Below are 20,965 nucleotides of genomic sequence, written 5' to 3'. Positions count from 1 at the left end.
TCGCGTCGGTCGCCCACCGGCCGGCATCATCCCGGGGCGGAGCCTCAGGAACCCACCGTAGGTGCCAGGAACCCGACTTTGTCGTATACCGACTTCAGCGTGGCGGATGCGATCTCCCGGGCCCGGACCGCGCCCGCGGCCAGGATGGCGTCGAGTTCGGTTGGGTCATCGAGGTATTCGGCGACGCGACCCCGAAGAGGTGTGACGAATTCGGCCAGGACCTCAGCGGTGTCGACCTTGAGATCGCCGTATCCCTTGCCTTCGTACTTCGCGACGAGATCGTCCACACCGACCCCGGAGAGGGCGGACTGGATCGTCAGGAGATTGCTCACACCCGGCTTCTCGACGGGATCGAAGCCGATCTGCGAGCCGGTGTCGGTGACCGCCGACCGAATCTTCTTGGCCGAACGCGTGGGCTCGTCGAGAAGACCGATCAGCCCCTTGTCGGTCTCCGCGGACTTGCTCATCTTCGCCGTCGGATTCTGCAGATCGTAGATCTTGGCGAACTCCTTGACGATGTGCGGCTGCGGAACCCGCAGCACCGCACCGAAGCGCTTGTTGAACCGCTGCGCGAGGTCGCGGGTGAGTTCGAGATGCTGGCGCTGGTCCTCCCCGACCGGCACGAGATCGACGTCGAACGCCAGGATGTCGGCGGCCATCAGGATCGGGTAGGTGAACAGACCCACCCCGGCCGCGTCGGCACCCTGCTTGGCGCTCTTGTCCTTGAACTGCGTCATCCGGTTGGCCTCGCCGAAACCGGTGATGCACTGCAGAATCCAGGTCAGCTGGGCGATCTCGGGAATGTGCGACTGCACATAGACCGTGGCTCGTGCAGGGTCGACGCCGACCGCCAGCAACTGTGCGACCGACACCCGGGTGCGTTGCGCCAAGGTCGCCGGATCGAAGTCCGCGGTGAGCGCATGCATGTCGGGGATGAAGTAGAACGCGTCGAAGTCTTCCTGCAGCGCCACCCACTGGCGAACGGCACCGAGATAGTTGCCGAGATGGAAGGAATCGCTGGTCGGCTGGATCCCCGACAGCACACGCTTGCGCGGCGCGGATACGGGTGCCCCGGAAACGTCACTCATGACGTCGATTCTCGCAGACCGCGCCAATGTATTCTGCCGCGGAGTTCTCCACCGGCCGTGCCGCGATCACTCTGGCCGGCGTTCACTCATAGACGACGGTGACCGGCGCATGATCCGACCACCGGCGGTCGTAGGTGTCGGCGCGATCGACGAAGCCCTTGACCGCGCGCCGCGCCGCCGGCCGGTTGGCGAGCTGATAGTCGATGCGCCACCCGGAATCGTTGTCGAAGGCCTTACCGCGCCACGACCACCAGCTGTACGGGCCGGCCACGCCGGGGTGCATGTCGCGCACCACGTCGGTCCAGCCGGAATCCAGTCGGGCACCGACCCATTCGCGTTCGTGGGCAAGAAATCCCGGGTTGCGCAGGTTGCCCTTCCAGTTCTTGATGTCGGCCTCGGAGTGGGCGATGTTCCAGTCGCCGCCGACCACCACGCAGCGGCGCCGACGCGCCGCGGTGGTCAGGTACTCACCGAACTCGCCGAGGAAGCGCTTCTTCTCCTCGAACTTGGCACTGTCCTTCTCCGTCGACGACGCCGTCGGCTCGGCTGCTCCCTTGGGCAGGTACAGGCTGGCCACGGTCAACCCACCGAGGTCGGGATCGTCGAAGTCGGCTTCGAGGTAGCGTCCCGTCGGATCGAATTCGGCGCTCCCGAACCCCGCCCGCACGGCCGTGGGATCGGCCTTGCTCAGAATGCCGACCCCGGCGTGGCCCTTGACGACCGATTCGCTCATCGACAACCGCCAGCCCGCATCGAGGGCCGGCTGCAGGGCGGCCCGTGTCTGCTCCTCGTCGGCGCGGATCTCCTGCAGCACGACGATGTCGGCGCCGGAGGTATCGAGCCAGGCCAGGAACCCGGGATTGACGTCCGAGCGCTGCTTGGTGGCCGCCCGGATGCCATTGACATTGACGGTGGTGATCGTGGTCGTCACGGGTCAACAGACTACGCACCGGCCACGACAGGGCACGCACGCGGAGGAAGCCGGGACGGTGAAGGTTAGGCAAGCTTGCCTTCGAGTCGAATTTATGTAACCCTCACCTAACAGCTAGATGAGGTGAATCCATGTTCGTTTGTATCTGCCGGGGCGTGACCGAGCACGAGGTCCATGAGCACTGTGCCGACGGCGCGCGGACCGTCGACGCGATCGGCGATCGCTGCGGCGCAGGCGAAGGCTGTGGAACCTGTCTCGAACGGCTGCAGGAGATACTGAGCGAAAAGTCCGCGGTCACCACCGCCGCCTGACCTGCTCGCACCCCATGCGATCGGGCCGCGTGGGGGTTTTGTCGTGCTACGGTTCGTGGACATTTTTCTTCCGGACCGAACGGAGTTGCGGCATGCGCGGAGATGACGAGGTCATCGCCCTACTCAACGAGCAGCTCACCAGTGAGCTGACCGCGATCAACCAGTACTTCCTGCACTCGAAGATGCAGGCCGACTGGGGTCTCACCGAATTGGCGTCCAAGACCCGTGCCGAGTCCATCGAGGAGATGCAGCACGCGGAGATCCTCACCGATCGCATCCTGTTCCTCGAAGGACTCCCGAACTACCAGAAGCTCCTCCCGCTGCGCATCGGTCAGACGCTGCGCGAGCAGTTCGAATCCGACCTGGCCATCGAAATCGAGGTCGTCAACCGACTCAAGCCGGGAATTGCCTTGTGCCGCGACAAGAATGATGTCACCTCGGCAAAGATCTTCGAGGCGATCCTCAAGGACGAGGAACACCACATCGACTACCTCGAGACGCAGTTGGAGTTGCTCGACCGGCTCGGCGAGCAGCTCTATATGTCCAAGACGGTCGCCACTCCGCCCGACGTCGGCTGACCGGCCGGTCGTCGTGTCCGTCGCTGCGTCCACAGGGCGACGATGAGGACGGCGACGCCCGCCATCGCGAGCACCGCACCGAGCGCCGACGGCGCCCGATAGCCGTAACCCGCCGCGATCACCACGCCGCCGAGCCATGCGCCGGCGGCGTTGGCGATGTTGAGGGCCGAATGGTTCAGCGCGGCAGCCAGCGTCTGGGCGTCGTCGGCGACGTCCATGAGCCGGGTCTGCAGGGCCGGGATCATCGACGTGCCGCCGACCCCGATGAGGAACGTCAGCGCGAGCGCGATCCAGATGAACTGCACGAACAGCGCGAAGAGCAGCAGCACCGCCGCGAGGCAGAGCAGTCCCACCAGGATCGATACCGACACGCTGCGGTCGGCAGCCATGCCGCCGACGATGTTGCCGACGACCATCCCGAGCCCGAAAAGCATGAGGGCCACCGGCACCAAGCCGACCGGCAGTCCGGCCAGCGATGTCAGCGTCGTGTTCAGGTAGGTGTAGAAGGCGAACATTCCGCCGAAGCCGACGGTGCCGATGAGCAGGGTGAACCAGACCTGCGGCCGGCGCAGCGCACCGAGTTCGGTCATCGGGTTGGTCGCAGGCATGTCCTGCAATGTGGGAAGGCTGCGCGCGAGTGCGGCGATGGTGAGCGCACCGACGACCACGACGACAAGAAATGCGCTGCGCCAACCGAAATGCTCACCCAGCCACGCCGCCATCGGGACGCCCGCGACGTTGGCGACGGCGAGCCCGAGCATCACCTGCCCGACCGCCTTCGCGCGGCGTCGTGGTCCGGCAAGGTGGGCGGCGACCAATGCCGCCACCCCGAAGTAGGCGCCATGCGGTAGGCCGGCGATGAAGCGGGCCGCGATCAGCAGACCGAAGGTGGGTGCGAGGACCGTGGCCGCGTTGCCGACGGTGAACGCGACCATCAGTCCGATCAGCAGGGTGCGGCGCGACATCCGGGCGGTGAGGGCCGCGATGAGCGGTGCGCCGACGACAACGCCGAGCGCATACGCGGAGATGACCGAACCGGCGGTGGGTTCGGTGACATCGAGTGCGCCGGCGATGTTGGGGAGCAGACCCATCGAGACGAACTCGGTGGTGCCGATCCCGAAGCCACCGAGCGCCATCGCGAGGATCGCCCAGCGGACCGTCCGCACACGCGCAGAACCGTTGTCCGGCAACGACTCCCCGGCTTCACGCGCAGCGACGTCGGTCGTCGGGTGCGCAGTGGCCGGCTCGTCGGCGGGAACTGCCGCCTCGGGATTCGCTGGTGTGGACACAGGAGTCGCAACCACCACGGCGCACGCGAGCATTCCCGGGGCGGTCGGTGAGTTCGTTCACAGGCCCCGTCGACCGCGCGAAACGATCGTCACGGCACGGTCGGTACGGCACGCTCGGTGGAGGATGCCGTGCCGGTGGCGGTGGTGGGAGCCGCGGCGGTGGGAGCCGCCGCGGTGGGAGCGGCCGTGGTGGGAGCGGCCGTGGTGGGAGCCGCGGTGGTGGGAGCCGCGGTGGTGGGAGCCGCGGTGGTAGTGGGAGCCGCGGTGGTGGTGGGAGCGGCTGTGGTGGTCGCCGGCGGTGCGGTGTCGGGGCTTTCGGCCCGTGTCACCACCGGGACACCGGCCCCTGTCACCGCCGTCGTTGCGCTCGGCACTGTCTGCACCCCGTCGACGACCCGCTCGGCCCAGTACGTGGCGAAGTTCCTCGGCAACAAGACGATGCTCTTGGCGCTGGCCGCCAACGCGGTGACTCCGTGGTCGAACAGGTCGGCGTCGGAGTTGAGCACACCGTTGGCGATGTCCTGGAGGACGAACAGATCCGGCAGGTATGCGCCGTAGCCGAGTTGGGGTAACGGCGGTAGCCATCCCATGGCCCAGCGGATGGGTGGTTGAAAGTCGGCGAGGGTGATGCCGATGATGTCGGGCAGGCGCAGGCGGTAACGCATGAGGTCCGGAACGGTCCCGGTGTAGCCGACTGCGGTCAGTGCGTTCGCCACGATGATCGCCATCGACGAGGGCGAGGCGATCGTGCATGTCCGCACCGCGCCGTCGGTGGTGCAGGTCATCGTCTCCGCTGCACCGTTGACGGTCCACGTCTGACCGGTGCCGGGGAATTGGTACATGTGGAATGGGTACTGGCCGTGCTTGATCCAGTAGCCGAAGAAGGCGTCGACGTCGCCGATCGGGTCATGGAGCGGATCGGGCAGGTCGCAGATCGGGTCGCCCTCGATGCAGTAGGTGGTGACGGGTACGCCGCCGTAGTCGGTGCCATCGCGTGGCCCCGACATCGTCATCCCCGGAATGGCCCCGACCAGTGTCAGTTCGATTCCCTGTCCCCAGAGAGTCGCCGACATCCGCGGGTCCGCGTAGAGCTCGCCCGAGACGGTCGTCGCGCCGCCGGCGTCGGTGGTGGAGATGACGTACGTCGACCCGTCGGCAAGCGTCACCGGCCGATGCCGGCCGATGTCGGTCAGCGCGTCGCCTGCGACTCGGGCGCCCTGCGAGTAGCCGGCGATGACGACCTTCTTGTCGGTGCCGCATTCCTGCTGATAGGTGGCCACGGCTTGTTCGAGGTTCTGCGCACCCTGCGTCTGGCTCGCGTTGTATCCCACCGATCCCAGCGGCCAGATGGTCGCGGCGTACGGCACCGCCTCGACGGTGTAGGGGTTGCCGAGGTTGGGGTTGTTCTCGTCGGGACGGTTGTCCGGGCCGAGGCCGGTGTAGCGCTGTCGCACACCGACGAGGTACGAGCCGTCGGAGTTCCATGTCCCGCCGACGATGAACACCCGGCCCGGGCCGCTGCAGTCGTATGTCGTGTCCGCCGCCGCCACCCCATGGCCCCAGAACATCGTGGCGGTGAGCGCGAGGCCCATTGAGGCGGCTCCCCACACGAGACAGACGCCACGGATCGAGGTGCGGAGTCCCATCGCTGCCACGTCCTTCGGTGAGGGCTGATCTGCGCAGCTTAGGCAGGCGGAGCAGGTCGGCACCGGGCAATCACCCAGGGCGCCCCCACATTCCCCCGCTCGATGGACACCGCGGGCGAATCCGGGACCGGAGAACACCGATAACGATCTGCGCAATTCACCAACCAGCCTGAGCAGGAGGGTTCTCAGCGAACGACGACCGTGTTATATCCTTGTCGCCAGGTCATGAGCATCAGCGTCAAGCCCCGGCTTGCTGATCGGCAACCCTCCAACCGCGGTGGGGTGCTCCGGGTGATGACCGGGTTGGGGATCGCTGTATGGGTCCCCGGCAAGCGCGGGTCCGAAGGTCGGACCCCAACAGGGTCTCCATACCCTGCCGACCGTAGAAAGTGATCTATTTTTCATGTCTGACGCAGCCAACGACGGCCCCGATTCCCCGGATCCCACCGACGCCCCGGATCCCACCGAGAACTGGAGCTTCGAGACCAAGCAGGTCCATGTGGGGCAGTCCCCCGACGCCGCGACGAACGCACGCGCACTGCCCATCTACCAGACCACGTCGTTCACCTTCAACGACACCCAGCACGCCGCCGATCTCTTCGGTCTCGCCGAACCGGGCAACATCTACACCCGGATCATGAACCCGACGCAGGATGCCGTCGAACAGCGCATCGCCGCGCTCGAGGGCGGTGTCGCGGCCCTGCTGGTCGCCTCCGGTCAGGCGGCCACCACGTATTCGATCCTCAACATCGTCGAGAACGGCGGACACGTGGTGTCGAGCCCGCGTCTGTACGGCGGCACCTACAACCTGTTCCACTACACCCTGCCCAAACTCGGCATCGAGGTGTCCTTCGTCGAAGATCCCGAGGATCCCGAGTCGTGGCAGGCCGCGATCGGCGACAACACCCGCGCGTTCTACGGCGAGTCGATCTCCAACCCGAACAACGAGATCCTCGACATCCCGGGTATCGCCGAGGTCGCCCACCGCAACGGACTGCCGCTGATCGTCGACAACACCGTGGCCACGCCGTATCTGCTGAACCCACTGGCCCTCGGCGCCGACGTCGTCGTGCACTCGGCGACCAAGTACATCGGCGGCCACGGGACCGCGATCGGCGGGGTCATCGTCGACGGCGGCACCTTCGACTGGCGTGGACAGCGTGACGGCAAGGACCTGTTCCCGGGATTCACCACGCCCGATCCGAGCTACCACGGCGCGGTATTCGCCGATCTCGGCGCCCCGGCGTATGCGCTGAAGGCGCGCGTGCAGTGGCTGCGTGACACCGGTGCGTCGATCTCGCCGTTCAATGCCTTCCTGCTCGCGCAGGGCCTCGAGACGCTGAGCCTGCGCGTCGAGCGGCATGTCGCCAACGCCGCGCGCGTCGCCGAATACCTCAGCGATCACGCACAGGTCGAGTCGGTCACCTACGCCGGACTGAAGTCCTCGCCGTGGTACCAGCGCGGCCAGGAGCTCGCACCAAAGGGTCAGGGCGCCATCATCGGATTCGAGATCACCGGTGGCGTCGACGCGGGCAAGCGGTTCGTGGAGGCGTTGACCTTGCACAGCCACGTCGCCAACATCGGTGATGTGCGTTCGCTGGTGATCCACCCGGCGTCCACCACCCACAGCCAGCTGACCCCCGAAGAGCAGCTCGCCGCAGGCGTCACCCCCGGTTTGGTCCGGCTCGCCGTCGGGATCGAGGGCATCGACGACATCATCGCCGACCTCGACCAGGGCTTCGCGGCGGCCGAGTAGACCCAGCCGAGTACACCGAGACAGCCGAGTAGACCGAGGACAGGAGCACAACATCCCGTGTCGGTGAGCATCGACCCCCAGGCGTCCGCAGCGCATCAGCCCGAATGGGAGCAGGTTCCCGACGGGCAGATGGTGCGAATGCGCCTGGGATCGTTGGCGCTCGAGTGCGGCGAACGGATCGACGACGTCACCCTGGCGTTTCAGCGCTGGGGGACGTTGTCGCCCGCACGGGACAATGTGATCCTCGCCCTGCACGCACTGACCGGTGACTCGTATGTCACCGGCCCGCCCACCGACGAACACCCCGCGCCGGGCTGGTGGGACGGTCTGATCGGACCGGGCGGCGCGATCGACACCGACGAGTGGTGTGTCATCTGCGCCAACGTCCTCGGCGGCTGCCGGGGATCGACGGGACCGGCGTCGCCCGATCCGGATGGGCGACCGTGGGGTTCCCGATTCCCCGCCATCACGGTGCTCGATCAGGTGCGCGCCGAGGCGGCGCTGCTCGACGCCCTCGGCATCGAGAGCATCGGCGCGGTCCTCGGCGGTTCGATGGGTGGCGCCCGCGCCCTCGAGTGGGCGATCGAATATCCCGACCGGGTACGCAGCGCGCTTGTTCTCGCCGTCGGGGCACGTGCCACCGCCGACCAGATCGGCACGCAAACCACCCAGATCGCCGCCATCACCGCCGACCCCGAGTGGCAGGGCGGTGACTACCACGGCAGCGGCCGGTCCCCGATCGTCGGACTCGGAATCGCCCGGCGCATCGCGCACCTGACCTACCGATTCGAGGGCGAACTCGACGAGCGTTTTGCCAATTACCCTCAGGGCCACGAGGATCCGCTACACGGCGGGCGGTACGCGGTGCAAAGCTATCTCGAACACCAGGCCGACAAGATCATCGGGCGGTTCGATCCGGGCAGCTATGTGGTGCTCACCGACGTGCTGAACAATCACGACGTGGGACGCAATCGCGGCGGTATCGCCGCCGCGCTCGACTCGTGCACGGTTCCCACCGTGGTCGCGGGCATCGACTCGGATCGGTTGTATCCGTTGCGGTTACAGGCCGAGATCGCCGAAGGGCTCGGCAACTGCGTGGACGGCCTGCAGGTGCTTCGGTCCGACAAGGGCCATGACGGGTTCCTCACGGAGTTCGACGCGATCGCCGATCTCCTCAAACGCACCGTGGACCTCGCGCGCCGCTGACCCGTCCGCGAGCACAGGTCCGGGCGGGCCACCGGGCGCGGGGATCAGCCGGCCGGCGTCGTGGTGGTCGTCACCGCTGGGGCCTGCTCGGTCGCACTCTGCGGTGGAACTTCCGTTTGCCGCGAACTCGGCTGTGACGGAATGACATTCGGAGTGTCCCCAGTCGGGGTCGTCGATGGCGACGTCGGCGTCGTCGGGACGCTCGGGATCAGTTCCGGCGGAATCAGTCCGGGCGGGATGGGCAGGGTCGGGAACGGCGACAGGCTCGGCCCGGACGGCACCTCGCCCGACGGTGTGGTCGGCGGCGTCGTGGTGTTGGGCACGAGCGTCAACGTGCTCGTCGGGGTGGTCAACGGCAATTCCGTTGTCGCCCAGCCCGGGAATTGCTCATGCCCGGTCAGAGGGGTGGTCGGCTGCGGGGCCGACGACCGCGGGCCCCGCGTCGGCGCGCGGGTCGACGTGGACGTTCCGAAGGAGTCACTTGTCGTCGCGAGCGCCTGGGCGTCGGCAGTGTGCATCGTCGACGGCGGAGCCGCGGGACCGGTGGTCAACGTGGCACCGACGGCCACCGCGGCCATCGCAACGGCGCCGATGATCCCGGCCACGACGGCCACCGGCACTGCCGACAAGCTCCGCACCCGGCGTCCACCGATCAGGGTGAGCCGTGCGGCGCCGGAATTGCGCGCGAGCATGGCTGCGCCGGTCGCCGCTGCCAGCTCCGGCGTCGCCGGCGTGAGCACCTCGAGATCGGCATGGTCGGCGATCTGACGCGCGATCGACAGGTTGGCCACACCGCCGACCAACACCACCGCGTCCGGGGTGAGACCGTGCGATCGAGCATCGTCGACAAACCGCGCCAACGCCTCGCCCGCTCCCTCGACCAGCGGCGCAGCAGCCTTCTCGACGGCGGCAGCGGTCAGCGAAACCCCGGCGAGGGCGGTCGACGGCGCCGATTCGGCGACTTCTTCCTTGGCGGTACGGCAAGCACTGACCAGCGCGGCCCGCTGTCGCCTTGTCCGGGTGCCACGGTCTGCCTCGTCCGATTCGGCGGCAACGTGGTCGGCGAGCGTCTCGTCGATCTGCCGACCGCTGAACACCGTCGACCGTTCGATGGTGCCGATCCGGCCGGCCGATGGGTCGAGGGTGTAGAACGAGATGCCGGTATCGCCGCAATCGGCGACCACGACCGAGGAGAACCGGTCGATCTGTCCGGTCCGGGTGAGGAACTCGGCAACCGCTTCTTCGTCGGAGCTCAATTGGATCTGACGACGCGTGCCGGAGCCGCCCGAACCCAGGCGCCGACGCTGGGTCGCGGTACGGGCGGCGACACCGATCGGACCGACGCGCAGATCCGCTGCACGCGCGGCGTCGAGCATCAGATCGATGCCTGCGTTCACGCGCCCGACCGGATCGAGTCCGTCGGTGGGGTCGACGTCGAACACGCGCGATTCAAGTGCAGTGCGGCCGGTCTCGTCGCTGGTCAGCAGTACGTAGTGGATCATCCCGTCGCCCACGGAAACACCCAGCGACGTCTCGTCGCCGGATGTGCCCTGATCGTTGATCTCGAACGTCGAACTGATGACAACCCCACTCATGTTGCTGGCGTCCGCACTCATCGGCGGAGTCCACGCGACACACAACTGCCCCGAATGTCACGCTGAGGTCACCAGTGTAATCAATCCGTGGCCAAGGGGTGTAATCAATCCGTGCCCAACGGGTCGATCGACGTTGCCAGCCAGAGGATGAGCGCCCCGACCGACGCCATCGCCGCCACGTCGAAGAACCTGCCTCTGACCTGCAACAGGCCCGCTCGCGAGGTCGGGATCAGGGCCCGCAGGACCGCACCGAACAACAGGGTCGAACCGAAGACGAAGGCCCCGCGTCGCCACCGGTCGTAGAGCACCAGGACGGCAGCGGCGACGGCTCCGAGCAGAACCAGCAGGTAGGGAACCTGCACCAGATAGGCGCGAACCCGCCGGGCACGGCGCAACTGCTCCACCCGCTCGGGAGCGCCCTCGGTCATCGACCCGGGCTCTCGGCCGCCTGCGCCTCGGCTCGCTCCACCACATTGGCCAGCAGGAAGGCCCGGGTGAGCGGCCCCACACCGCCGGGATTGGGTGAGACATGCCCCGCGACCTCCCAGACGTCGGGGGCGACGTCGCCACGCAGGCCGTCCGCTGTTCGACTGACACCGACGTCGATGACCGCGGCTCCGGGCTTCACCATCTCCGCGGTCACCAGATGCGGTACGCCGGCCGCGGCGATGACGATGTCGGCGCGGGCGACCTCGGCGGCGAGGTCGCGCGTGCCCGTGTGGCAGAGGGTCACCGTTGCGTTCTCGCTGCGCCGGGTCAGCAACAAGCCGATCGGACGGCCGATGGTGACGCCGCGCCCGATGACCGTCACGCGTGCGCCGGCGATCGGGATGTCATAGCGCCGCAACAGGTGGACGACCCCGCGCGGGGTGCAGGGCAGCGTCGACTCCTCGCCCAGGACGAGCCGGCCGAGGTTGATCGGGTGCAGACCGTCGGCGTCCTTGGCCGGATCGACGCGTTCGAGCGCGGCGTTCTCGTCGAGGTGGCCCGGCAGCGGGAGCTGCACGATGTAGCCGGTGCAGGCCGGGTCGGCGTTGAGTTCGTCGATCGTGGCGTCGAGCTCCTGTGCCGTCACGTCGGCGGGCAGATCCCGGCGGATCGAGGCGATGCCGATGCGTGCGCAGTCGGCGTGCTTGCCCTTGACGTAGGACTGCGAACCGGGGTCGTCACCGACCAGGATGGTGCCGAGCCCCGGGGTGATACCGGCGGTCCGTAGTTTCTCCACTCGCGCCGCGAGATCGGTGAAGATCTCGTCGCGGGTGGTCTTGCCGTCGAGTCGTATCGCGCTCACGACGACCATTGTTCCATCCTCGCTGTTCCGTTCCGGCTCGGCTGGCCCATTGCGGAGCTGCGTCGCCGCGGTAATCTCCCGGCCATGCCGGTATCCGCAGCGAATCCGATCACCACCGCCGACGTGATCGCGGCCCGCGATCGGATCTCGGGCCGGCTGCGCCGGACCCCGGTGCTGCGCGCAGCCCTGGACACCCCGGCCGGCCCGGTGCCGGTGGTGTTCAAACTCGAATTCACCCAGATCAGTGGCTGTTTCAAGACGCGCGGAAGTCTCAACGCGGTCCTCGGCGCCGCCGACCGCGGAGAGCTCACCGATGCCGGTGTGCTCGTCGCATCCGGCGGTAACGCCGCCCTCGGTGCCGCATGGGCGGCCCGGATCGTGGGCACCTCCAGCACCGTGGTGGTGCCCGAGAACGCCCCGCCGGTGAAGGTGTCGGCGCTGCGCGCCCTGGGCGCGACGGTGCACCTCGTCGGCACGCGCTATCAGGATGCGGCCGATGCTGCTGCACAGATGGCCGCCGACACCGGTGCGCTGCTACTACATGCCTACGACCTGCCGGCCGTGGTGGCCGGTGCGGGCACCATCGGCCTGGAACTGATCGAGGATGTCGAAGGCGCCCTCACCACCGTTGTCTGCGTCGGCGGAGGCGGGTTGCTCGGCGGCCTCGCCGCGACACTGCGCCCCGGTGACCGGCTCGTGGGTGCCGAACCCGTCGGCGCGTCGTGCCTGCATCAGGCGCAGATCGCCGGCCGGCCGGTCGCGGTGGACCTCGACAGTGTCGCCGCCGACTCGTTGGGCGCCACCCGCATCGGCGACATCTGCTGGGCGACCATCACCGGTCGCGCCGTCGATTCTGCCGCCATCGAATCGGTTGTCGTCGACGACGCCGACATCATTGCCGCCCGCGCGCTGATATGGGATCGCTTCCGCATCGTCATCGAGCACGGCACGGCCACCGCCGTCGCCGCGGTGACCACCGGAGCGGTACGGGCACAACCGGATTCGACGCTGTGCATCGTGCTGTGCGGGGCCAATACGCGGCTCGACGATCTGTGACGAGTCGACGGGTGCACAATGGCTGCCATGTTCCGGATCATGTTCTACCAGCCGTGTATCCCGCCCAACACCGGCAACGCGATCCGGCTGGCCGCCAACACCGGCTGTGAACTGCACCTGATCGAACCACTCGGCTTCTCCATGTCCGACGCGCAGGTGAAGCGGGCCGGACTGGACTATCACGAGATGGCCACGGTGACAGTGCATCCCAATCTGGTGACCGCCTGGACGACGCTCAAGCCGGAGCGGGTGTTCGCCTTCACCGCCCACGCCGAGCGCTACCACACCGATGTGGAGTATGCGCCGGGCGACGTCTTGTTGTTCGGTCCCGAGCCCACCGGCCTGCCCGACGAGGTACTCGCCGAACCGGAGATCACCGACCGTATCCGGATTCCGATGCTGGCGGGCCGGCGCTCACACAACCTCGCGAACGCGGCGAGCATCGCCGTGTACGAGGCGTGGCGACAGCAGGGCTTCGAGGGTGCGGTCTGAGGGTCTGCGTCGGCTCAGGTTCAGGAGACGCGGAACCGTTTCGTCCGCGACGTCGCTCCCCCGATCAGGTTGACCCTCGACTTCGGGACACCCAGATGAGTGGCGAGGAGTTCGGCCACCGCCTTGTTCGCCCGGCCCTCGGTGGCCGGCTCCCGGACGAAGATCGTGACGGAACCGTCCGGCCCGGTCTGCACGAGCGGCCCCTTTCGACTGTTCGGTTTGACCGTCACCACCACCTGTTGTGGCATTCCCATCCCCTCATCGGTCACGTCCCGCCGCAGCGGAGGCATCAGCGACGATTGTGCCGTATGGCCCCGCCTGCCCCTCGGTCATGTCACGCCTCGTCGCGGCTCACTGCCAGTCACGTGATCGGGTGCCCACCCGAAGGTCCATGCGCTGCAATCGATCTGCGACAACGGTGACCGCCCCCTCGGCGTTCTGTACCCGCCCGCGGACCAGCAGCGCCGTCGCCGACTGTGCCAGTTCCCGGTACTTCGACCACAGTCCGACCGAGCAGACGACGTTGACCATCCCGGTCTCGTCCTCGAGGTTGATGAACGTCACCCCGGATGCGGTGGCCGGTCGCTGCCGATGCGTCACCGCCCCGCCGATAAGCACCCGCGACCCGTCGGGCACCGCGAGCAGCCCGACGGCCGGGATGACGCCGAGAGCTTCGAGCCGCGGACGCAGGTACTGGGTGGGGTATGCCGTCGGGGTGATCCCCGTCGCCCACGCATCAGTGGCGGACAGTTCGACGTCGGACAGGCCGGGCAGGGTCGGAGTCGCCGCCGCCGACTCGAGGTCGAGGTGATCGGCGCGCGCACTCGACGCCGCACCGGCCTCCCACAGTGCCTGCCTGCGGCTCAATCCGAAGCGGTCGAAGGCACCTGCGCCGGCCAGTCCTTCCAGTTGGCGCGCCGACAGTTCCGCCCGCCGGGACAGGTCGGTGATGCTCGTGAAGTCCCCGCCGGTATCGCGGGCGGCGACGATGCGCTCGGCGATGTCGTCTCCGATCCCGCGCACCGCGGCCAGTCCCAGGCGTACCTCGAGTCCCGCGTTCTCCAGATTCGCCTCGGCCGACGATCGGTTGATGTCGGGCCGGTGTACGCGCACCCCGTGCCGGCGGGCGTCGGCGACCAGTGACTGCGGCGAGTAGAACCCCATCGGCTGCGCGCGCAGCAGTGCCGCGCAGAATGCCGCCGGATGGTGCAGCTTGAACCACGACGAGTAGAACACCAGCGACGCGAAGCTCTGCGAATGGCTTTCGGGGAAGCCGAAATTGGCGAATGCCGCCATCTTCTCGTAGATGTGGTCGGCGTCGGAGCCGGCGATGCCGTGGGTGGTGCGCATTCCCTCGTAGAAGCGCCGGCGCAACCGTTCCATCTTCTCCGGCGACCGTTTGGAGCCCATGGCGCGGCGCAGCTGATCGGCCTCGGCGGCGTCGAATCCGGCGACGTCGACCGCCAATTGCATGAGCTGCTCCTGGAACAAGGGCACCCCCAGCGTCCGATCGAGGGCTCCCCGCATCGACGGATGTTCGACGGTGGCGGGTTCGGTTCCGTTGCGCCGCCGGATGTAGGGGTGAACCGATCCGCCCTGGATCGGACCGGGGCGGATGAGCGCCACCTCGACGACGAGGTCGTAGAAGCAGCGCGGTTTGAGCCGGGGCAACGTGGCCATCTGGGCGCGCGACTCCACTTGGAACACGCCGACCGAATCTGCGCGGCAGAGCATGTCGTAGACGGCCGCCTCGGTGAGATCGAGCCGGGCCAGGTCGACGTGGATGTCCTTGTGTTCGGCGACCAGGTCGATCGCGTAGTGCAACGCCGAGAGCATCCCCAACCCCAGCAGATCGAATTTCACGAGTCCTATTGCGGCGCAGTCATCTTTGTCCCACTGCAGCACACTGCGGTTCTCCATCCGCGCCCACTCGGTGGGGCAGACATCGGCGATGGGCCGATCGCAGATCACCATTCCGCCCGAGTGGATTCCCAGATGTCTTGGCATTCCCTCGATCTCACCGGCGAGCTGCCGGACGTCGTCGGGCGCCCGGTCGGGCATCTTGCTCCACGCATCCTGCTGGCCGGTGGCATATCCGAGTGCCCGCGCCATGTCGCGGATCGACGATTTGGGGCGGTAGGTGATCACGTTGGCCACCTGCGCGCTGTAGCCGCGGCCGTAGCGGCGGTAGACGTATTGGATGGCCTCTTCCCGGCGGTCGGATTCGATGTCGACGTCGATGTCGGGCGGACCGTCGCGCGCGGGCGAGAGGAACCGCTCGAACAGCAGCTCGTTGGCCACCGGGTCGACGTTGGTGATACCCAGGGCGTAGCAGACCGCCGAGTTGGCCGCGCTCCCCCGGCCCTGGCACAGGATGTCGTTGCGTTTGCAGAAGTCGACGATGTCGGCGACCACGAGGAAATAGCCCGGAAAGGTGAGGGTTTCGATGATCGCCAGTTCGTGTTCGATCTGCCGGTAGGCCTGCGGATGCTGCGTCGGGGTGCCATAACGGCGCAGCGCCCGGGTCATGGTGAGATGCCGCAGCCAGGTGGCCTCGGTGTACCCGTCGGGCACCTCGAACGGCGGCAATTGCGGTGCGATCAAACCCAATTCGAAGGCACAGTCGCCGGCGATGTGTACCGCGTTGTCGATGGCCTCCGGATGCGCCGACAGCAGGCGCCGCATCTCGTCGCCGCTGCGCAGATGTGCACCGCCGACACCTGGCATCCAGCCGGCGATGGTCTCGATGTCGGTGCGGGCACGAACGGCCGCCATCGCCATCGCGAGGCGCCGCCGCGGCGGGCCGGCGAAATGCGCACCGGTGGTGGCGACCGTCGGCAGCCCGAATCGCGCGGCCATACCGGCCAGCGCGGCGTTGCGTTCGTCGTCGTCGGGCAGACCCTGGGCGGTGAGTTCGACGGCGACCCCGTCCCGGCCATACCGTTCGACGAGATCCCCGAGTGCCTTCTCCGCCGCGGGCGATCCGGCCCGGTCGAGGGCTCGGCGCACCGCCCCTTTGCGGCATCCGGTGAGGATCAGCCAGTGCCCGTCGTGATCGGCGAGGCGGTCGGGGTCGTACCGCAGCAGCCCCTTCTCGCCTCCGGACATGTGTGCGTCGGCGATCACCCGGGACAGCCGGCGATATCCCTCGCTGTCGCGGGCCAGCACCAGCAGATGATCTCCGGGCGGGTCGTTGACCCCGGTCCGGGCGACGTCAGGCTGCAAGGACAACTCGGCCCCGAAGACCGTCGGCATTCCGAATTCCCTTGCGGCCTCGGCAAATCGGACCACCCCGTAGAAGCCGTCGTGGTCGGTGATCGACAGCGCCTTCAAGTCCAGCCGCTGCGCCTCGGCGACCATCTCCTCGGGCATCGACGCCCCGTCGAGAAAGCTGTAGGAGCTGTGGGCGTGCAGTTCGGCGTAGGGCACGTGAGACGGTTCCGGCTCGATGTCGGGTGCCACGTACGGGCCCCGTTTGCGCGACCACGCCGGCGAGTCGCCGCCGTCCCCGGGACCGAAGAACTCGCCGGGCCGCCCGTCCTTGCGCGAGCGGCCCGACAGCACCCGCTCCATCTCCGACCAGGTCGGTGGTCCCTGATTCCAGCCCACTGACCAAGTATAGAACGCACGTTCGATACCGGGCGAGTGGTGGGCGGTGAATCGCGATCCGACGATGCCTCGCTGCGAGGGTTGTCTCGGTTGACCGCAGGACTGCCGAGTGTCAGACTCGGAGTACGGGTTGTCTGGGTTGACCAAGGAGTGTGTTGTGTCTGATCTCATGGATCGCAAGCAGGAATTGCTCGACGAGTTGAGTCATCTGCTGGACGAGCGCTTCTCCGCGGCGGAAGAAGCCGGGGTCGATGCGTCCCTGTACGCCGACACCAACCGGCTCGCGTCGGCGATGGTCGCAGCACTGCCGGCACTCGGCGTACACGATCAGCTCGTTGGCCCGTTCTACGACACCGCCGGACTCACCGGCTGGCTCGGCGTGAGCAAGCAAGCGATCGCCAAACGCGTCAAGCACCGAACACTCATCGCCTGCCAGCTCGAATCCGGTACATGGGTGTACCCGACGTGGCAGTTCACCGAACAAGGAGCGGTCGACCGCCGAATGGTGCAGGTGTGGCAAATCCTGCGCGAACACGCCAACGCGTGGACCGCGGCCCTGTGGATGTGCGCCCCCAACCCGGATCTCGACGGCGACACCGTGATCCACCACCTCGCCACCGACAGCACGGAACGCCTCGCTGCAGTTGTCGACGCCGCACGCGCCGACGCGGCACGCTGGGCAGTATGACCGGCCGCGACGCTGTTGCGCTCCGGGGCCCAGATGGCCATGACCTGTCGACCTTCCCCACTACGAGCTTTGCCGCTGGCGTCGGCTTGTACCGGGCGCATCGCACCGCGCTGGGCGCCTGGTATTTCTCGGCCGGCGGTGCAGGCCGGTTCGATCTGGACCCGCCCCGCGGAACCTGCTACCTCGCCACAGACACCGAGACCGCCGTTCGCGAAACCCTCGGCTCGACACTGCACACACTCGGCGGCGCAGACGTCGACTTCGCCGCGCAACGCTCGGTTTCCCGACTACGTCTGCCGACCGCGTGTCTCCTGGCCGACCTTTGTGACCGGCACGCTGCTGACTTCGGTATCACCCGTGAGATTCACACCATCACCCCGTACACCGTCACCCGGGCGTGGGCCGAAGCGTTCGACGCTGTCAGCGATGGCCTGCTCTACCAATCCCGATTCACCACCGTCGCCCAGGCGAACGCGCTGGCGGTGTTCGACGACGCCGGGCCGAAAAGCTGGCCCGCCGACACCACCCCGATACCTTTCTTGACCGCTGCCCGCGCTGCGGGCATCACCATCCTGCCGCCGCCGCGTCGAGTCACGATCGTCCCGCCACCCACCTGACCCGGACCAATTTTCTATTGCTGGACAACGTAGTTCAGACCTTCGGTGACACCGGCCAGTCATCGGGGTAACGCTCGGCCACCTCGTCACGCATCCGGCGCAGACTCTTGCGGCCCCGGGCGGTGAGCCGGTCGCCGAACACCATCCCGTTGATGTGATCGGTCTCGTGCTGCAGGCATCGGCCGAGAAGGCCACCGGCGGTGACGGTCAGCGGCTCCCCGTACTGGTCCTGTCCCCGGCAGGTGGCGACCGACGGACGCGACAACGTCGCGTACGCGCCCGCAAACGACAGGCAGCCCTCGTCGTAGTCGACGAGCCGCCGGTCACGTCCCTCGGGAAGTTCGAGCTGCGGATTGCACACGACACCGGTGCGCCGCGCGCCGGTGTCGTCACCGCAGTCGTAGATGAAGACGGCGAGATCCACTCCGATCTGGGCCGCTGCCAAACCCGCACCGGATGCGGCGGTGTTGGTGGCGAACATGTCGGCGAGCAAGGTCTGCAACTCCGGTCCGAAATCGGTGACCGGGCGGGCAGTACGGTGCAACACCGGATCACCCCAGCCGACGATCGGACGAACGGTCCCGAGTCGCAGCAGTTCGGCAATGGGCATGATCATCGGCCTCCAATGCCACATGCTTCTGTACCCCGAGGTCGAGCGTGCCGCAACTTCCCATCCGACGCAATGCTCTCCGCATGATATGGCAGACGCCCGGGAGTCCGGGTGAACCCACTCGGCAGTCGATGGTTCGCGGTGGGCGTCGTGGCGACACCGGCTGCCGGCCTTTTGGCATTGGTGTTCACCTCATCGATGATCGAATCGAGATCGTCGCGAACGTGATGGCACAGTCGCCCAACCGCAGTGACCTGCGCCGACGCATTTTGTCAGACCCCGAATGTATGTTCCTTTCATGACCTCGCGCATGCCCGCCGCACCCTCGGCCGACGTCCCTTGCGACGTCGTCGAGTCGTGGTATGCGTCGGAGACCGATGCCGACGAGGTGCCGCAGACGGTGACCGCACAGTTGCGCTCCGATGAGAAGCTGTTGCGAACCGATCTGGTGGAGATCATGGCGCATTCCGCAGCGACGGTCGCAGCCGGCCAGTTCCGCATGGCACAGGCGGCGTCGTTGATCCACGACGAACACGAGGAGGACTACGGCTGTGAGCTTGCCGAGGCTCTCGGCGAGCAGCAGTCCACCCCGGAGGATTTCGCGAGGAACGCCGAGATCGCCGCGTCGGGTGGAGATCCACGGGCCGAGTACGGGCTCGACGGACTCGAGCGTGCGGTGGTCGAGGTCGGCGCCGTGTTATCGATCCCGCCGACACAGGCGCGTGCCCTGATCATGACCGGGCATGCCATGCGGTACCGCTTGCCACATACCGCGGCGATGCTCGCCGCCGGACGTATCGATCTGCGCCGCTTCGAGATTGCGGTACGCCGCACCGAGCTCTGCAGTTCCGATGCGTTGCCCGACATCGACCTTCGGCTGTCCGAGGCGATCTACCGCCGCGATCACATGTCGACGTCACGGTTCACCGCGATGGTGGACGCGATCGTCGCGAAGACCGACAAAGAGGCGATGAAGCGCCGGCGCGAGCGCGCCCAGGACGATCGCGGCGTCACCATCCGACCCGACCGCTTCGCGCCCGGGCAGGCGAAACTGACCGCGAACCTGCCCACGGCCGACGGCGCGACCGTCAACGCCCGACTCGACGCGATGGCCGCAGCCGTACACAAGGCAGACCCGCGCACCCTCCGACAGCGCCGAGCCGACGCGTTGGTGGCGCTCGGCAATGGCGCCGACCACCTCGAGTGCCGATGTGACGATTGCATCGCCGCTCGGTGCGCCGACCTGGCAGAAGCCGACGTACCCGAGGTCGATCCGGCTGATGCCGATATGCTCGACGCCGACGTACCCGAGTCCGTTGCGCCCGACGCTGATCCACCCGAGTCCGATCTGCCCGAGTCCGATCTGCCCGAGTCCGATCTGCCCGAGTCCGATCTGCCCGCCGCCACGGACAGCGCAGCAACCGGGACGGATGAAACGTCCGAGCCATGTCGCTGCACGTGTGCCGACCACGCGCCGGCCCCCGCAGCTCCCCCGACCACCGACCCGGCACCCGCTGTCCCGGCTCCATCGGCGGTGATCCACGTCGTCGCCAACCAATCCACTCTCGACGGCACCGATGACGAACCCGGCTACATCGACAAGTTCGGGGTCGTCGACGCCGACACCATCCGTGAGATCGCGGCCGCGGAATTCACCCGAAAGGTGGGGCTGAGCCCCGAGCGTGCCGCCGAAGGACTGGCCGGGCTGAAATACCGGCCCGGGAAGAAGTTGCAGGCCTTCATCCGCACCGGCGAGCTGTCGTGTTGTTTCCCCGGCTGCAACAACCCGGCATGGTCGGCCGATCTCGACCACACCACTCCCTATGATCATCGCCATCCCGACCACGGTGGAACCACCACTGTGCACAACATCAAACCGTTGTGCCGACTCCACCACCGGGCGAAGACCTTCAACGCCTGGCGTGACTACCAGGACACCCTCGGCCGCGCCATTTTCCAGTCACCATCCGGGCATTGGTTCGTGGGCAACGCGTTTCGTGGCACCGATCTGTTCGGCGGCCTGCGCACAGTGCCACCCAAACCACCCGACCATCGAGCCCGTGCCACCATCGACACCCTGTACGAGCGACTCCGTACCGGGGAGATCCGTGCTCGGGACCGGGAATACCTTCGTAATCCGCCACCGTTCTGACCGCGGCGGGAGCAAGGGGGGCGGTGTCATACCCTCGAAGCAACGGTAGC

The 20,965-nt window shown here is 67.5% G+C and carries 19 protein-coding genes and 1 riboswitch; of the genes, 9 read left to right on the top strand and 10 right to left on the bottom strand.

What is annotated here, in order from left to right; genetic code table 11:
• Window positions 1-44 precede the first annotated feature (44 nt).
• On the bottom strand, window positions 45-1,088 hold the full coding sequence (trpS, locus tag ACPXB3_RS12360) for a tryptophan--tRNA ligase (protein ID WP_425727760.1): 1,044 nt from the start codon (window positions 1,086-1,088) through the stop codon (window positions 45-47).
• Window positions 1,089-1,170: 82 nt separating this feature from the next.
• Window positions 1,171-2,019 (bottom strand): exodeoxyribonuclease III, encoded by an 849-nt coding sequence (locus ACPXB3_RS12355; protein ID WP_425705032.1) that lies wholly within the window; start codon window positions 2,017-2,019, stop codon window positions 1,171-1,173.
• 131 nt (window positions 2,020-2,150) lie between these two features.
• On the opposite strand from ACPXB3_RS12355, the gene ACPXB3_RS12350 reads away from it, so the two are divergent.
• Window positions 2,151-2,330, top strand: coding sequence for a (2Fe-2S)-binding protein (locus ACPXB3_RS12350; RefSeq protein ID WP_425705033.1), 180 nt, complete (start codon window positions 2,151-2,153; stop codon window positions 2,328-2,330).
• Window positions 2,331-2,422: 92 nt separating this feature from the next.
• Window positions 2,423-2,908 carry a bacterioferritin gene (gene bfr / locus ACPXB3_RS12345; RefSeq protein ID WP_425705034.1) on the top strand — a complete coding sequence of 162 codons (486 nt, stop codon included), beginning with the start codon at window positions 2,423-2,425 and terminating at the stop codon, window positions 2,906-2,908.
• On the opposite strand, the gene ACPXB3_RS12340 is transcribed toward bfr, so the two are convergent.
• Both ACPXB3_RS12340 and ACPXB3_RS12335 read right to left on the bottom strand, forming a co-directional pair.
• The gene (locus ACPXB3_RS12340; protein WP_425727759.1) at window positions 2,866-4,230 is read right to left on the bottom strand and encodes an MFS transporter; all 1,365 of its coding nucleotides are present in this window, start codon (window positions 4,228-4,230) and stop codon (window positions 2,866-2,868) included. The two genes, bfr and ACPXB3_RS12340, sit on opposite strands and share 43 nt — an antisense overlap.
• Before the next feature lie 56 nt (window positions 4,231-4,286).
• Window positions 4,287-5,843, bottom strand: coding sequence for a PE-PPE domain-containing protein (locus tag ACPXB3_RS12335; RefSeq protein ID WP_425727758.1), 1,557 nt, complete (start codon window positions 5,841-5,843; stop codon window positions 4,287-4,289).
• A 221-nt stretch (window positions 5,844-6,064) separates the two neighbouring features.
• Window positions 6,065-6,184, top strand: a riboswitch (SAM riboswitch).
• A 62-nt stretch (window positions 6,185-6,246) separates the two neighbouring features.
• Here ACPXB3_RS12335 and ACPXB3_RS12330 point away from each other — a divergent pair.
• Together ACPXB3_RS12330 and metX are read left to right on the top strand one after the other, a co-directional pair.
• Window positions 6,247-7,599: a bifunctional o-acetylhomoserine/o-acetylserine sulfhydrylase gene (locus tag ACPXB3_RS12330; RefSeq protein ID WP_425705037.1), complete on the top strand. Its 1,353-nt coding sequence runs from the start codon at window positions 6,247-6,249 to the stop codon at window positions 7,597-7,599.
• Window positions 7,600-7,656: 57 nt separating this feature from the next.
• Window positions 7,657-8,805, top strand: a complete 1,149-nt coding sequence (metX, locus tag ACPXB3_RS12325; RefSeq protein WP_425705038.1) for a homoserine O-acetyltransferase MetX — start codon at window positions 7,657-7,659, stop codon at window positions 8,803-8,805.
• A gap of 44 nt (window positions 8,806-8,849) precedes the next feature.
• Here the strand turns inward: metX and ACPXB3_RS12320 are convergent, their stop codons facing one another.
• The 3 genes from ACPXB3_RS12320 to ACPXB3_RS12310 form a co-directional block, all read right to left on the bottom strand.
• Window positions 8,850-10,421 (bottom strand): Hsp70 family protein, encoded by a 1,572-nt coding sequence (locus tag ACPXB3_RS12320; protein WP_425727757.1) that lies wholly within the window; start codon window positions 10,419-10,421, stop codon window positions 8,850-8,852.
• Window positions 10,422-10,504: 83 nt separating this feature from the next.
• The gene (locus tag ACPXB3_RS12315) at window positions 10,505-10,828 is read right to left on the bottom strand and encodes a DUF3017 domain-containing protein (protein ID WP_425705040.1); all 324 of its coding nucleotides are present in this window, start codon (window positions 10,826-10,828) and stop codon (window positions 10,505-10,507) included.
• Window positions 10,825-11,691 carry a bifunctional methylenetetrahydrofolate dehydrogenase/methenyltetrahydrofolate cyclohydrolase gene (locus ACPXB3_RS12310; protein ID WP_425705041.1) on the bottom strand — a complete coding sequence of 289 codons (867 nt, stop codon included), beginning with the start codon at window positions 11,689-11,691 and terminating at the stop codon, window positions 10,825-10,827. The genes ACPXB3_RS12315 and ACPXB3_RS12310 overlap by 4 nt, the downstream gene beginning before the upstream one ends.
• An 84-nt stretch (window positions 11,692-11,775) precedes the next feature.
• On the opposite strand from ACPXB3_RS12310, the gene ACPXB3_RS12305 reads away from it, so the two are divergent.
• Window positions 11,776-12,747 (top strand): serine/threonine dehydratase, encoded by a 972-nt coding sequence (locus ACPXB3_RS12305; RefSeq protein WP_425727756.1) that lies wholly within the window; start codon window positions 11,776-11,778, stop codon window positions 12,745-12,747.
• Between the two features lie 27 nt (window positions 12,748-12,774).
• Complete coding sequence (locus ACPXB3_RS12300; RefSeq protein WP_425705157.1) at window positions 12,775-13,239, top strand: tRNA (cytidine(34)-2'-O)-methyltransferase; 465 nt, start codon at window positions 12,775-12,777, stop codon at window positions 13,237-13,239.
• Window positions 13,240-13,259: 20 nt separating this feature from the next.
• Here the strand turns inward: ACPXB3_RS12300 and ACPXB3_RS12295 are convergent, their stop codons facing one another.
• Both ACPXB3_RS12295 and ACPXB3_RS12290 read right to left on the bottom strand, forming a co-directional pair.
• On the bottom strand, window positions 13,260-13,487 hold the full coding sequence (locus ACPXB3_RS12295) for a DUF167 domain-containing protein (RefSeq protein ID WP_425705158.1): 228 nt from the start codon (window positions 13,485-13,487) through the stop codon (window positions 13,260-13,262).
• A 103-nt stretch (window positions 13,488-13,590) separates the two neighbouring features.
• Window positions 13,591-16,848 (bottom strand): error-prone DNA polymerase, encoded by a 3,258-nt coding sequence (locus tag ACPXB3_RS12290; protein ID WP_425727755.1) that lies wholly within the window; start codon window positions 16,846-16,848, stop codon window positions 13,591-13,593.
• A gap of 157 nt (window positions 16,849-17,005) precedes the next feature.
• On the opposite strand from ACPXB3_RS12290, the gene ACPXB3_RS12285 reads away from it, so the two are divergent.
• Together ACPXB3_RS12285 and ACPXB3_RS12280 are read left to right on the top strand one after the other, a co-directional pair.
• On the top strand, window positions 17,006-17,536 hold the full coding sequence (locus ACPXB3_RS12285; RefSeq protein WP_425705044.1) for a hypothetical protein: 531 nt from the start codon (window positions 17,006-17,008) through the stop codon (window positions 17,534-17,536).
• On the top strand, window positions 17,533-18,153 hold the full coding sequence (locus ACPXB3_RS12280; protein ID WP_425727754.1) for an RES family NAD+ phosphorylase: 621 nt from the start codon (window positions 17,533-17,535) through the stop codon (window positions 18,151-18,153). The genes ACPXB3_RS12285 and ACPXB3_RS12280 overlap by 4 nt, the downstream gene beginning before the upstream one ends.
• 34 nt (window positions 18,154-18,187) lie before the next feature.
• Here ACPXB3_RS12280 and def read toward each other — a convergent pair whose 3' ends face one another.
• The gene (def, locus tag ACPXB3_RS12275) at window positions 18,188-18,763 is read right to left on the bottom strand and encodes a peptide deformylase (protein WP_425727772.1); all 576 of its coding nucleotides are present in this window, start codon (window positions 18,761-18,763) and stop codon (window positions 18,188-18,190) included.
• 298 nt (window positions 18,764-19,061) lie between these two features.
• On the opposite strand from def, the gene ACPXB3_RS12270 reads away from it, so the two are divergent.
• On the top strand, window positions 19,062-20,915 hold the full coding sequence (locus tag ACPXB3_RS12270) for a DUF222 domain-containing protein (protein WP_425727753.1): 1,854 nt from the start codon (window positions 19,062-19,064) through the stop codon (window positions 20,913-20,915).
• Window positions 20,916-20,965 lie beyond the last annotated feature (50 nt).

The sequence above is a fragment of the Gordonia sp. DT219 genome, assembly GCF_049847065.1.
GTDB lineage: Bacteria > Actinomycetota > Actinomycetes > Mycobacteriales > Mycobacteriaceae > Gordonia.
This window is presented reverse-complemented; position numbering and strand designations above follow the sequence as displayed.

Coding starts and splice junctions, on each gene's coding strand:
- ACPXB3_RS12270 (WP_425727753.1), top strand. CDS start 19,062: ATGACCTCGCGCATGCCCGCCGCACCCTCGGCCGACGTCCCTTGCGAC.
- ACPXB3_RS12340 (WP_425727759.1), bottom strand. CDS start 4,230: ATGCTCGCGTGCGCCGTGGTGGTTGCGACTCCTGTGTCCACACCAGCG.
- ACPXB3_RS12300 (WP_425705157.1), top strand. CDS start 12,775: ATGTTCCGGATCATGTTCTACCAGCCGTGTATCCCGCCCAACACCGGC.
- def (WP_425727772.1), bottom strand. CDS start 18,763: ATGCCCATTGCCGAACTGCTGCGACTCGGGACCGTTCGTCCGATCGTC.
- ACPXB3_RS12305 (WP_425727756.1), top strand. CDS start 11,776: ATGCCGGTATCCGCAGCGAATCCGATCACCACCGCCGACGTGATCGCG.
- ACPXB3_RS12335 (WP_425727758.1), bottom strand. CDS start 5,843: ATGGGACTCCGCACCTCGATCCGTGGCGTCTGTCTCGTGTGGGGAGCC.
- ACPXB3_RS12320 (WP_425727757.1), bottom strand. CDS start 10,421: ATGAGTGCGGACGCCAGCAACATGAGTGGGGTTGTCATCAGTTCGACG.
- ACPXB3_RS12295 (WP_425705158.1), bottom strand. CDS start 13,487: ATGCCACAACAGGTGGTGGTGACGGTCAAACCGAACAGTCGAAAGGGG.
- trpS (WP_425727760.1), bottom strand. CDS start 1,088: ATGAGTGACGTTTCCGGGGCACCCGTATCCGCGCCGCGCAAGCGTGTG.
- ACPXB3_RS12350 (WP_425705033.1), top strand. CDS start 2,151: ATGTTCGTTTGTATCTGCCGGGGCGTGACCGAGCACGAGGTCCATGAG.
- bfr (WP_425705034.1), top strand. CDS start 2,423: ATGCGCGGAGATGACGAGGTCATCGCCCTACTCAACGAGCAGCTCACC.
- ACPXB3_RS12330 (WP_425705037.1), top strand. CDS start 6,247: ATGTCTGACGCAGCCAACGACGGCCCCGATTCCCCGGATCCCACCGAC.
- ACPXB3_RS12315 (WP_425705040.1), bottom strand. CDS start 10,828: ATGACCGAGGGCGCTCCCGAGCGGGTGGAGCAGTTGCGCCGTGCCCGG.
- ACPXB3_RS12280 (WP_425727754.1), top strand. CDS start 17,533: ATGACCGGCCGCGACGCTGTTGCGCTCCGGGGCCCAGATGGCCATGAC.